The sequence below is a fragment of the Imperialibacter sp. genome, from assembly GCF_040222385.1.
Classification (GTDB): domain Bacteria; phylum Bacteroidota; class Bacteroidia; order Cytophagales; family Cyclobacteriaceae; genus Imperialibacter.
This window is the reverse complement of sequence record NZ_JAVKDF010000049.1, coordinates 145,538-158,278: the sequence shown is the minus strand read 5'-3', so window position 1 is coordinate 158,278 and position 12,741 is coordinate 145,538. Positions and strand designations below refer to the sequence as shown.

Annotated in this window: 11 protein-coding genes; 2 read left to right on the top strand and 9 right to left on the bottom strand. The window is 48.6% G+C overall.

Annotation, left to right across the window (positions count from 1 at the left end; all coding sequences use genetic code 11):
• Nucleotides 1-102: 102 nt before the first annotated feature.
• Nucleotides 103-1,626 carry an FG-GAP repeat domain-containing protein gene (locus RIG68_RS24060; RefSeq protein WP_350128446.1) on the top strand — a complete coding sequence of 508 codons (1,524 nt, stop codon included), beginning with the start codon at nt 103-105 and terminating at the stop codon, nt 1,624-1,626.
• A gap of 88 nt (nt 1,627-1,714) precedes the next feature.
• Nucleotides 1,715-3,208 (top strand): SLC13 family permease, encoded by a 1,494-nt coding sequence (locus RIG68_RS24055; protein ID WP_350128443.1) that lies wholly within the window; start codon nt 1,715-1,717, stop codon nt 3,206-3,208.
• Between the two features lie 205 nt (nt 3,209-3,413).
• On the opposite strand, the gene RIG68_RS24050 is transcribed toward RIG68_RS24055, so the two are convergent.
• From RIG68_RS24050 to RIG68_RS24010, 9 genes are all read right to left on the bottom strand, one after another.
• Nucleotides 3,414-4,328: a DMT family transporter gene (locus RIG68_RS24050; protein ID WP_350128441.1), complete on the bottom strand. Its 915-nt coding sequence runs from the start codon at nt 4,326-4,328 to the stop codon at nt 3,414-3,416.
• A gap of 55 nt (nt 4,329-4,383) precedes the next feature.
• A complete protein-coding gene (locus tag RIG68_RS24045; RefSeq protein WP_350128438.1) occupies nt 4,384-5,091 on the bottom strand; it encodes a DUF3307 domain-containing protein in 708 nt (235 codons plus the stop codon).
• Nucleotides 5,075-5,719 carry a SatD family protein gene (locus RIG68_RS24040; protein ID WP_350128436.1) on the bottom strand — a complete coding sequence of 215 codons (645 nt, stop codon included), beginning with the start codon at nt 5,717-5,719 and terminating at the stop codon, nt 5,075-5,077. Before RIG68_RS24040 ends, RIG68_RS24045 begins: the two co-directional genes overlap by 17 nt.
• A 130-nt stretch (nt 5,720-5,849) precedes the next feature.
• Nucleotides 5,850-6,572 carry a class I SAM-dependent methyltransferase gene (locus tag RIG68_RS24035; protein ID WP_350128434.1) on the bottom strand — a complete coding sequence of 241 codons (723 nt, stop codon included), beginning with the start codon at nt 6,570-6,572 and terminating at the stop codon, nt 5,850-5,852.
• A gap of 41 nt (nt 6,573-6,613) precedes the next feature.
• Nucleotides 6,614-9,367: a family 78 glycoside hydrolase catalytic domain gene (locus tag RIG68_RS24030; RefSeq protein ID WP_350128432.1), complete on the bottom strand. Its 2,754-nt coding sequence runs from the start codon at nt 9,365-9,367 to the stop codon at nt 6,614-6,616.
• Nucleotides 9,368-9,440: 73 nt separating this feature from the next.
• Entirely contained in the window at nt 9,441-11,009 is a 1,569-nt protein-coding gene (locus RIG68_RS24025; RefSeq protein ID WP_350128430.1) for a sulfatase, read from the bottom strand.
• A 1-nt stretch (nt 11,010) separates the two neighbouring features.
• Entirely contained in the window at nt 11,011-11,370 is a 360-nt protein-coding gene (locus tag RIG68_RS24020) for an SdpI family protein (RefSeq protein ID WP_350128427.1), read from the bottom strand.
• A 62-nt stretch (nt 11,371-11,432) separates the two neighbouring features.
• Nucleotides 11,433-11,894 carry a GNAT family N-acetyltransferase gene (locus tag RIG68_RS24015; protein WP_350128424.1) on the bottom strand — a complete coding sequence of 154 codons (462 nt, stop codon included), beginning with the start codon at nt 11,892-11,894 and terminating at the stop codon, nt 11,433-11,435.
• 119 nt (nt 11,895-12,013) lie between these two features.
• On the bottom strand, nt 12,014-12,679 hold the full coding sequence (locus RIG68_RS24010) for an HAD family hydrolase (protein WP_350128421.1): 666 nt from the start codon (nt 12,677-12,679) through the stop codon (nt 12,014-12,016).
• Between the last annotated feature and the right edge of the window lie 62 nt (nt 12,680-12,741).

The window sequence follows — 12,741 nt, the reverse complement described above, 5'->3', positions numbered from 1 at the left end:
GCTTCTGATTTCGCTCCGGCCATTAAAGAACCTTCCAGCCAAACTTCCATGCTTTTTCATGCTCATTTGCCTAATATTGTTGGTGAAGGAGTACGATATAAGATGAAGCGAATAAAATGGGTGATTGGGGTTGGTGCCATTATTTCTGTGGCTGGCCTGCTTGATGGATGTGTTGGAAATATTGACAAGCCTGCGGCTACCTACAAAACTTATTGCGGCGGCTGCCATAACCTGCCCGACCCCGCTCAACTAACCAAAGGTGTATGGGAAAGGCTTGTGCTTCCGGAAATGGGAGCAAGGCTTGGGATGAGGATAAACGGATATGACCCATACAAAAGGGTGGACATGAACGAGAAAATGCTCCTTCAATCCAATAATGTCTATCTGGAAAAACCGATGATTTCTGAAAGCGACTGGGAGTCGGTAACGAAATATATTTTAGAAAATGCGCCGGATTCTATGCCTGCCGACCTCGCCAGGGTTGAGAGAAGTACTGCGCTGACCCAATTTTCCCCGACTTTTATTAAAACCGAGGACTTCAAGGGGTCGTTGGTTACACATTTCAGACAATTTGACAACCAAAAAGGAGTGTATGGAGCCAATGCCAACGGGCAAATATGGAAGTGGGCACCAGGGGACTCCGCACGAATAGAAGAAACATTTAAAACCTCAGTTGTTTCGTTTAATAAGAGCAAGGGACGGGAATTCGCCGTTGAAATGGGGCAGATGCACCCGACGGAGCAGTCGTTGGGGACTTTGTGGGAAGTAACTCCGGATCAACCCCAAAGAAAGGTAGCTGAGTTTTTGCAACGGCCGGTGTTTAGCCTGGTGGAGGACTTTGATGGTGATGGCACCGACGAGATTCTTGTCTGTGAGTTTGGCAACCTGATTGGCCAGCTGACTTTGATTTCCGACATAGATGGTCGGAGGGAAAAAACGCAGTTGTTGCCGTATGCCGGTTGCATTAAGGTGGAGGTACACGACATGGACAACGATGGACTGAAGGACCTCGTGGTGCTTGTTTCGCAGGGCAATGAAGGCGCCTACATTTTGTATCAGGGCAAAGGACTGACGTTCGCCGCAAGGCAGATTCTGCGCCTCAATCCGCTATACGGCTCCAGCGACCTTGAGCTTTTTGACTACGATGGCGATGGCGACATGGACATCGCCGTGGCTCATGGCGACAACGCCGACTACTCACCCATTTTGAAGCCTTACCATGGCATGAGGCTCTTCCTCAATGATGGCAAGAATAATTTCGAAGAGTCGTTCTTCTTCCCGGCCTACGGCGCTACTCAGGTAGAAGCGGCCGATTTTGACGGGGATGGAGATATGGATTTTGCCATTTCCTGCTTCTTTCCTGATTTCGAGAACAACCCCAAAGAATCGTTTATCTACCTTGAGAATACCTCTTCGGCCGACTTTGTTTTCCAACCACATACGCTCGCCAATGCCGACGACGGACGATGGATCGTGATGGAATCAGGTGACATTGACCTCGACGGTGACATAGATCTTATATTGGGTTCATTTACCTATTCCCCGGCGTTTACACCCAAGGCATTTATCGACAAATGGAATGCGTCATCAACTGACGTGCTGTACCTTGAGAATAAATTAAGGTAGGCGAGATGGTAGCTAGGAATTCTCAACAGACCTGGAAAAATTTAAGCATTTTTTAGCATATTGATCAGGCTAACCAACACCTGATCAATTGAAAATAAGTGGTAAGAGAATTGGCCTTATCGTAGGTCTCCTCATTTTCTCTGCGTTAATCTTTTTACCAACACCGGAGGGCCTTTCTCACCAGGCCATGAGGGCGGCGGCAGTAGCGCTGCTCATGACATCACTCTGGGTTTCTGAGGCAATACCCATTGCAGCTACGGCGCTGCTCCCATTAGCCTTGTTTCCCCTGCTGGGTATTCTCGATGCTGAAACTACGGCCGCCAACTACGGTCACAACTATGTGCTGATGCTGCTGGCTGGTTTCATTATTTCTAAGGCCATCGAGGTTCATCATTTGCACCGGCGCATTGCGCTTTCCATTATGAACCTGATTGGAAGTAGCCGCCGGATGCTGCTGCTCAGCTTTATGGTGGCTTCGGCGCTCCTGTCGATGTGGATTGCCAACGTGGCAGTGGCGCTGCTTATGCTGCCTATTGCTATGGCTATTATCAGCAGGGAAAATGAAGCCTCGGGACACAACAAAGACTTCGGAATTGCCCTGATGCTGGCAATTGCCTACGCCTGTAGTATTGGCGGAACAGGCACCCTTATCGGCACCCCGCCCAATATGGTCTTTGCAGGCATGGTTCAAAAACTTTACCCGGATGCTCCTGAGATTCCATTCTTCCAGTGGATGCTGCTGGGTGTGCCGCTAATTATCATCTTCCTTCCGCTGATTTGGGTTTATCTGGTGAAGTATTTTAAGATCGAAGGGAAGTTTGAAGGGGGTAAGGAGATTGTGGAGAAAGAACTTAAAGGGCTCGGCACCATGAAACCGGCTGAAAAGATGGTGCTTTGGATATTCATTTTCACGGCACTCGCCTGGGTTTTTCGCAGAGACATTGTCGTCGAAGACTTTGTTTTACCAGGCTGGGCCAGCCTGCTGGGTGTGTCCGACTGGGTGCATGATTCTACTGTAGCCGTTTTTTCGTGTCTGCTGCTGTTCTTTCTGCCCGACAAAAGCGAATCCGGAAAGCGACTCATAACGTGGAAACAGGCGGAGGCCATTCCCTGGGGCACAGTGATGATAGTGGGCGGAGGCTATGCTATTGCCGAAAGCTTTGGCAGTACTGGTCTGGCAGCCTGGCTGGGCATGGAGTTGCAGTTTATTGCTAGCTGGCCGCCGCTACTGGTGCTGCTGAGTGTGATCACGCTGATGACTTTTCTGACGGAGATCAACTCCAATACCGCCACAGCCAATATCTTCCTGCCAGTGCTGGCCACCATGGCTGTGAGCAGTGGCACACATCCCTATATGCTGATGATCCCAGCCACCATTGCCTGTTCATTTGCCTTTATGCTGCCGTCGGGTACGGGTACCAACACGGTCATTTTTGGCAGTGAGCTGGTGACCATTCCGCAAATGGCCCGGGCGGGGTTCTGGCTGAACCTGATCAGTATTCTGTTGTTGACGATTGTTCTTTACCTCGTGGCGGTGCCGGTGTTTGATATGGGGGGAGCAGTGCCGGCTTGGGCGAAGTGAGGTGGCTTGTGAAGACACAAGGCCACAACAACAATCGAGGTGACAAAAGGCAATAAAAACCACGAATGAAAAAGTGGCTCGTGAAGACACAAGGCCACAACAAATGTCACGAGTGAAGAAGTGGCTTGTGAGGACACAAGGCCACGACAACAACAACAAGCGAAGCAATGCCTGGTTGGGCGAAATAAAGTGGTTTTTGAGAATACTATCCCTTCTTTCTCGAGAGCAGGCTTACTCCAAACAACACAATGGCCGTGCCAGCCCATTGCCAGAAGCCGATGATTTCGTGGAGGAATATCATGGACAGAATGATGGTGGAGATGGGGCCGATGTTTCCGGTAATGGCTACTTCGGAAGAGCCTATGCGCTTGATGGCTTCAGATATCAGGAATGAGGGAATCACCGTTGAGATGAGGGCAATCATCAATGCCAGGGTGTAGATCTGCCAGGGGAAGTCAAGCAAGGCCAATTGCCCATTGGCGATGAGGTTGTGGAAGATCACTGCGATGCAAGCCACTATCATCGACAATGAGGTGAAGCGAACCGTACCAAACTTGGGAATCAACCTTCCGCTGCCGATCAGGTAGATGGCATAGGTAAGTGCACTGACAAAGATGAGACTGCCTCCGATGAGCGTTTCGTGCACTCCACCTATTTTGATTTTGTCAAAAAAGGTAAGCAGCATGCCGGAGTAGGTAATGCCAATGGCCAGTACTTCCCACTTCGTTACTTTCTTTTTGGTGAAAATGGCAGACAATATCACCACCAGCGTTGGGTAAATGAACAGGATAAGCCGCTCCATGCTGGCGCTCACATATTCCAGTCCCCAGAAGTCGAAATAGCTGGCTATGTAGTAACCCATGATACCATAGAGAACAATGCGCCATACGTCCTTGCGGGTAATGACCATCGGTTCTTTCTTTCTATTGGTCCACCACAAAATGCCTGCGTAGAAAGGCAGGGCCATGAGCATTCGCAGCGACATAAGGTCGATGGATGAAATATCGAACTGATAGGCCAGCTTAATGAACACAGCTTTGGCACTGAACATGGTAGCGCCAAGTGCTGCCAGGCCGAGAGCGACCCATTTTTCTTTTCCTGTTAAAGTAACGGCTTGCATAGAGGGACGAAGGTAGATGAAAAAGTAAAAGAGAGTTGGTTAAGAGAGCTATGAACTAGTTGAGGTAGGAATAAGCCAGGCCTGCAAGTATAGCCAGACCAAAGCTCAAAAGTGTGCCAATGAGAATGTATTCGGTTAATTTCCTGTCATGAGCGTCTTTCAAATCACCAAACCTGAACACCGATTTGGCAGCCAGCAGAAAGCCAATGGCCTCCCAGTGATTGGTGACAATGAAACCGAAAACGAAAAGCCGTTCCAAAATGCCAATAAACCGGCCGGCTTTCTCTAAAGATGAATGAGTGTCATTTTCAGTAACTGGTGCCCATTTTGAAATAATCACTTTGATCAGTACTGCCGAAACATAGGTGACAAACACCAGGGAGGTCAGAAGAATGAGCAGTGTTTCATTCATCAGTATACTCATGTCCATATCGAAGGGCTGATAGAAATGAGCTACTGCGAGCAGTATGGCTATATGTAAGGCTTGGTCGGTGAAAAACAGGACCTGCTTGTTGTTGTCGTTCTGTGCGTAAATTTTAAAAACGTCAATAATGAAATGGGTAAACACAATAGTTACGATGCCCAACCAATAATGGGAGTCGAAGCCCAGCACGGCAAGCAGGGCGGCCAGGTGAATGACCAGGTGAATGTATAATCTGGTGGATTTGAGTTTGTGCTGCTCTTTGTCTTTTACCCAGGAGCCTGGCTGGAAACAGAAGTCGCCAATGAAGTGGGCTAGTAAAAATTTAAGAAAAAGTGCCATCGTCTGCCTGTTTATTGCTTTTTATTAACTCCCTGAAACGTTGATCAACATTGACAACCTGATCCCAGGCCGCTCTCTTGAGCCGTTCACTTACTCGCCCTTGCGTAATTTTTAGTTTTGCGGCAATATCCTGTTGCGTAGCGTCAGGCATTTCCAGTGACAACATAACTATTTCGGCCGAATGTGCTGTCCATTGATCCATTATTTGAGAAATCAGTGAAAAAAGCAAATTCATTTGCCGGTCAAACTCAGCCCATGGTGACTTGAGCATCAGCGTTTCTTTTTTAAGCTTCTCAAACGTTTTGCCTGAGTTAATGAAAGCCGAGCCATTGGATTGAGTGATTTTTGGCGACTCGTACGTTTTTTCACCAATTCCTATCGCCATCCGCACATCAAGGTCTTCGAATTGCTTTATGATTGCTTTGATGCGAATGCAGGTTAGAAAAGCGTCTTCAATATTTCTGACTTCAAGTTGAAAACTATCACCCCGATAGATTTCCCAGTCCTTGTGCTCCTTGCCCCCTTTATTTAGTGTTTTTGTTAAAGCACTCATCCATTTAGCAGTACTTGTGTTCTTGCTTGAGTTGATAATGTCGCCCGTGATGACGCTTGTCAGGTTCTTCTTCATTACTACAAATATATCTGCCTGAAAGCAGATAATCAAATTTATCTGTTATAGAGCAGATAAAGTGTATTATCTGTCTATGAGCAGATAGTAGCTAATCATAGGATGCGGAACTCGAATAGCACCCCAACAGCTACTTTTGAGCAATCAGGTAGCTCATTCTGTTGTGGACACCCTCGCTCACCACATTCAATCCGCTCTTCTCGATCATTGCGCTGACCATGTCGGAGGTTAGGCGAAGCTTGGTGTACGAACTCACTTGCTGCTGCCAAATATCGCCTTGTTTCTCGTGTAGCAGGTCAGTCACCCGCACCGTATTGTCGAAGTATTCCAGCAGGCACGTGTGTATTCTGTTACTATCACTTTTAACAGGGATGAACCGCTGCGTGTCTTCAAGCGCCTGGCTATAGTCACGAAAGGAATAGATAAGCTTTCCTTCTCTGGTCAGCAGATTAGCCATTGTTAGGGTAAGGGATTCCAACTGTTCAAAGCTTTCCAAATGGCTGATGGTGTCGCCCATGCAAATAACAAGCTCTGGTTTGAGGGATCCGTGCCAGTGTGTGTCAGTTATATCGGCTTCGATAGTCGTAATATCCAGGCGGCCTTTGCGCTCCTCAAGTTCTTTCAGTAGCGTAGCACTGAAGTCGATAGCAGTGACACTGAAGCCCTGTCTCGCCAGCGGAATTGCCTGAAGCCCGTGGCCGGCACCAAGGTCAATGGCCAGACCGAACGACTCGGGAATGATGCCGTTTTTCTCAAAGAATGTTTGCTGCTCTGCCGCCTTCTGCTCGAAGTCGCCAACCATCCAGCTGTAAAAATGTGACAGGTGTTGGTCGTAGTGATTTTTCGTGTTCACAAGCAAGCAACACGTAGAAACCTGAGAGAATGTTCCGGCTTTTATTTCTTTGCAACGAAATTATAGTTTCCACTTCCCACCTCAAAAATAGCGTAGCCTTCTTCCATGCCTTTAAAATTGACGCTGGCAGAATTTTCGGCTTCTTCACCGCCTTCGGTCACCGCCTCTTTTTCACTCGCAGGAATATAGACGGTTGCGGTGCTTCCTACAGGAACGGTAACGTCCATTTGAAAGTCATTTGGTTGGTTTTTCCAGGTAATTCCAGCTTGCCCATATATGGTGTTGTTGGAATAAGTGACAAAGTCAAGCTCATCAACAGGCTGTGGTCTGAAGATGATGTGCTTATAGCCAGGGTTGGCAATATCGGTTTGCATGCCAGCCAGGTTTTTGTAGAGCCACACCAGCCCACCGCCAAACATAGGGTGGTTGAAAGAGCCGTCTTCACTCCAGTGCTCCCGGGTAGTGGTGGAGCCCAGCTCCAGCCAATGCCCAAAGCTTGGTTCATCGGTTTTGTTCAATGCCTCATAGGCCAGGTTATTGAGGCCATTGTTGGCCAACACCTCAAAGAAGAACCTGGTGCCGAAAATGCCTGTGTCGAGATGTCCGTTATCCGCTTTTATGTCTGCTATCAGGGCAGCTTTCACCTGGTCGTATTGTCCGGGCGGAACGCCCATTCTCAAGGCAAGGACATTGCCACCTCCTTTTCCATAGGAGCTTGTTTCTGAATTGTAGAACTTTTTGTAAAATGCTTGCGTGGTCGTTTGCGCTAAAGACTCATAAGCCTCCGCTTCTCCTTTTTTACCCAATATCCTGGCAGTTTTGGAGGCAATTTCAACGCACCGCCAGAAGTAAAAGGTATGTACCATATCATCAGGTATCAATTCGCCGGGCGACACCCATTCGCCCAGGTTGAACCACTTGAGGATTTCGCCAGAGCCATTTCTGCGTTGGGAGAACATGATGCCGTCCTCATCTACCCACGTCTGCATGTAACGGATATACCCTTGCATGCCATCATAGTTATCTTCCAGCATATCCAGCGCTCCATATTGCGTGTAAAACTCCCATGGCATGATGCAGATAGCTGCCCCCCAGGCCACACCGCCGCCGCAACCGGGCTGCCAGGGCGCACCGTTGGGTACGTAGCCCGTTTCTACGTTTTGGGCTTCATACATGTCTTGTATCCACTTGTAATAGAAGTTCTTTGCATCGAAGTTATGCATGACCATGGAGCAGGCAACCTGGCCATCGCCGGTGTATCCTGAGCGCTCCCGGTGTGGGCAGTCGCTGGCAATACCGCCGTGCATATTGTCGGTCTGGCTGCGCCTCCATATTTTGTTGATATCGTTGAAAAGCTGGTTGGAGGTTTCGAAAGTAGCTGACTCTTCTACGTAGGTGTTGACGGCTTCGGCCGTTAGATTTTCTTTCGTTAGTTCGCCAGGCCAATTTTTGATCTCGATACCGCTGAAAACAAACCAGTTGAACCTTGGGGCATATGACGTGGGGCCTTTTCCGTTAAAAATATAGGTATTGTCGCCAGAGTAGAGGTTACCATTAAAGGAAACGTCGATCTGATGCCCGTCAGGCCCTTCTATATTATTGAAACGTACCCACCCCGATATCTCTATCCCAAAGTCGACTTTATAGTTGCCGTTGTCCAGCTTCTCGATGGAAACAGGCTCCAGCCTTTCAGTCACCTTGTCAGGATAGGCAGTGTGTGCCACCAGCTCGCCCTCTGGCGCTTTTCTCTTTACTACAGGCTCCCAGGAAGAGTGATCAAAGTCAGCAGTACTCCAACCCGGTTGCTCTTTTCTGGCATCGTAGACTTCTCCATAGTAAACCATGTCCATGAGAATAGGACTTTGCGATGCTTTCCAGCTTTCATCGCTTATGATCACATCCTCCGTTCCGTCTGTGTAAGTAATATGGATCTGGCCCAGGAAGCGAGGTGAACCGTAGCCTTCAGTCCAGAACTTGGCTGGGTTGTAAAAGCCGTTGCCCAACACGCTGCCGATGGCATTCTTGCCTTGCTTCAAGTAATCTTTGACGTTGTACGCCAGGTACATCACTTTGTACCTTCTGAAATTGTCCTGCACATTGATATAGGAGGTGTTCAATCCGGGACGCTTGCCGTAGTTGGTTTGGTTAGGCACCAGCACATCGTCGCCTACTTTTTCGCCATTGGCATAGAATTCAAAGTAGCCAAGGCCAGTCACGTAAGCCACGGCCTTGTCAATTTCTTTTGTGATCTCAAACTCTTTCCGAAGCATAGGAGCCGGGCCAGCGAATTTCTTGGGTCTGCCATCCGGCCCTCCATCGGGTTTAGGCAGCGCCTCTTCGCCCTGCCAGGGTGCTCCGATCCACTGCGCTTTCCAGTCGGATTCAGCCAGCAAGCCCATTCTCCATTGCCCCGGCTCACTCCAGCCGGACGGGTTGCCGTCTTTGTCCCACACCCGCACCTGCCACCAACATTCGGTTCTGCTGGCCAGAGTCGTTCCCTGATATTCGACCCTGTCCGTTTGTTCAGAGTCAACTTTCTTACTGTCCCATAAATCGGGGTTTTCAAGGCCTGCTTTTGAGCTGGCTACCCGCACCTGCCAGGCGGTTTGTTTTTGCCCTCTTTCATCGCCGGTGGCAGTATTGATCCAGGCCAGACGGGGACGGCCTATGTCAACCACCGGTGGGTTTTCGAGGTACTCGCAGGTGAGGTTGCTGGGAGATATTTTACCAGGTTCGTTGCCATTCGTAGTGCAGCTCGCCAGAATAGCCAGCGAAAGTAGGAGTAGTAGTCTCATAGGTATCGGTTAAGCATTGATGCTAAGGTAAATATGTTAACAGGCAAAGTCATTTCCATACTGTGGTGTCCTGTTAGTCGATCGTTTTGCTTCCCCACCAGTCAGCATTGGGCGACCAGCCAGGGGTAAGCATGGCCTTTCTCTGTTGTTCGAGTCTTGGCCATAGGTTATTCAAAATGTCTCCGTGACGTTGACTTGTTTTTGCAGTATCATACTCAGGGTCAGGCACCGGAAGTTTGGCGTTGACTTCTTTCAGCCAGCCCAGCAATTGCTTGCTGAGTTCTTCTCTTGTCTCAATTTCCTGTAAAGCTACGTTGTTTCTCTCCACCTCATCATTTTTCAGGTTGTAGAGTTCCTCTCTGCCGTCTTCCCAGTAGTGGATGAGTTTCCAGTCGCCCAGCCTGATCACAGAAGACGGTTCGCCTCCCTGATTGCCGTAGTGAGGGTAGTGCCAGTAAAGAGGTCTTTCGGCGATTGATTTTCCTTCCAACAGTGGAACCAGGCTAACGCCGTCGATATGCTCGCTGGGCTTCAGCGGTATTTTGGCCAGCTCCAGCAGGGTGGGGTAGAAGTCGGTATTGATGACAGGCACATTGCTTTTGGCACCATTACTTTTCAGCCATGGCACTTTGATGAAAAAGGGCTCTCTCGTGCCGCCTTCCCATTGATAACCTTTGCCACCCCGCAGCGGAAGATTGGAAGTGGAAAAATTATCGCCGGAAGAAACCCCGCCGTTGTCGGACGTGAATACGACTATCGTGTTTTCGTCCAGACCAAGTGCCTGGAGCTTGTCGAGTACAATGCCGACGGCCTCATCCATGGTTTCTACTAGTCCGGCATACACAGGATTGTCCTGTGTTACCCGAATAGGAAGCACGCTTTCCATTTCAAAGCCGTTTTCAGCGAGCCCCATTTGCTCAGCTTTGCTGCGGTACTTTGCCCATTTTTCTTCTTCCGTTTGAATGGGGGCATGGACGGCGTAGAAGGACAGAAAGGCAAAGAAGGTGGAGTCCTTGTGGCTTTCAATGAAACGGGCGGTTTCCTGTGCCAGGCGGATCGACAGGTTCTCACCGTTAGGGCCATCTGAAACCTTCGGGTTTTCGTAAGGAGAGAAGTAGCCGCCCATTGGGCTGCCTTTGTCCCAGCCTGCTATGTTGATGTCGAAACCGTGGTTTTCAGGATACGATCCCCTGTCGCCCAGGTGCCACTTGCCAGCAAAGAAGGTCTTATATTCATTTTCCTTCAGGGTTTCGGGCAGCGTCACGTATTCGTGCGGAAGGTAGTGCGTGTAGTCGGCAGGCAGCAGTTTGTCGAACCTGTTGAGTGTACGCCAGTCTTCGCCGAATTTGGCTCCAATCCAGTCGGTGATACCATGGCGTGCTGTAAACCGACCCGAAATGATGCTGGCTCTTGACGGACTACACACCCGGCTGGCTGCGTATCCCTGAGTAAACATCATGCCCTCAGCAGCAATCTTGTCGATATTGGGCGTTTCGTAAAATTGGCTGCCCGTGGAGCTCAGGTCACTGTGGCCAAGGTCATCGACGAGAATGAATAATATATTGGGTTTCCTTGCCGCTTTTTGCTCGCAGCTCATGGACAGGATGCATAGTACTAGGGAGGTAGTCAAATACTTTCTCATCTTATTTTGATATGGGGTTGCCCTGCTCGTCAAAATTCTCCTTTAGATGTAATTCAACAACAGGAATGGTGGCCAATAGTAGGACGACTAACACACCGCTGGACCAGCCGACGTAGGCCACGAAGGCCATGCCTGTAGCGTAGAAAATGCCCTGAGCCAGGCAAGTTGCAAAACCAACACCTACCATCAGGTTGGCGCTTAGCGTATTAGCTGCGTGCCATGCTGTGTCTGATTTCATCGACCGCCTGGTGCGGTAGCCGTAGAGGTAATTGATGGTTTTGGGAGGGAATACTTTGAAAAGAAAAGCGATGACTAAAAAGAGGGGGCCAAGAATAAAATGCATCCAAAAGAGATTCTGCATAGGTAGCGTTTTGTAAGTCAGTTTACAAAATTCCCTAAAGACAAACCAGCATTTGCAAAGGTTTAAAAGTAGGTTGGCCTATGAATTTTATCGGCGATCATTTCCATGTGATAAAGGTCGAAACCTTTGGCCCAAAAATCTTTTTCTACCCGATGTACATTGAAGCCAAACTTGGCATAGAACTGATAAGATTGCTGAGAAGTCCACACTTCCAGTCGCTTTACATGTTTTTTGCTTCGGATTTCGTCGAGTGAATGGTTGATCAGTTTGCGGCCCCAGCCTTTGCCTTGCACTTCCGGCCGGAAGAAGTCCCACGACAGCCGACCGACGCCAGGTAGTGGATAGTGATGGCCACCGGCCCCAATTATTTCTCCTTTAACTTCAATCACATAGTAGCTCTCACCGTGCTCTTTCAGGTAGTCCGTTAGGTCAGCTTCTTCTTCACTGGCAAAAAACTGAGGCACATTTAGCCTGAACACTTCAATTACTTTGGCGTAGTCGTCGGGTAGGTAGTTTCTTATCATCTAAAAAATGTCTGCTGCTTACGTTTAAACAATCGACTCCTATTGTCCCATTAATTTACTTTAAAATGTGATATAAAAAACATCAATGAATGCGTTTCCGTGACACACAACGGCCTTGTCTAAATCAGTTTGCCTCTTGTCAGGAAGTCCATAGCAGCTTTCAGGTCATTGAAGAGCTTATCGGCATGTTGCAGCCGGTGATGCTCCCGCACATCGTGCTGCACGGCAAAGCACGTAAGACCAGCATTTTTAGCTGACAGCGCACCGTTTGGCGTATCTTCGAAGACGAGGTAATCTGACTTCGGAAAACCGAGGAAGTCAACACACTTTTGGTAGCTTTCCGGGTCGGGTTTGCTGATTTTTACATCGTCCCGGGTGATGGTGATTTTGAAATACTTCGCCAAATCCATTCGTTCCATCAGCAAGTCGATATCGGGTCGGGGACTGCCAGTAGCAAGGGCTATTGGATAGCCTTTGTTGAAAAAGAAATCCAGTGTTTCTCTGGCGTGGGGCATCATTTTGAAGGAGCCAGTTTTCATTCGCTCCAACGCCAGGTTCTCCCGTTGCTCAAGCAGTCCCTGTTTGGAAATTGGCAAGCTGTGCTTTGTTACGAGCATTTCGGCGTTTACTGGTGTTGGAACACCAGCAAATACTTCCATGTATTCTTCATAACAGACTACGATGTCGTATTCAGCAAGAATTTCGTTCCAGATATGAAAATGAAAGGTTTCGGTGTCTAATAATGTCCCGTCGAAATCGAAGATAATGGCTTTGTATGTGGGCATTAAAGTTTTGTTGGTGAATAGTTGGCAAGGTAAAAAGAAATGTCAGTCTGAGCTTGTCGAAG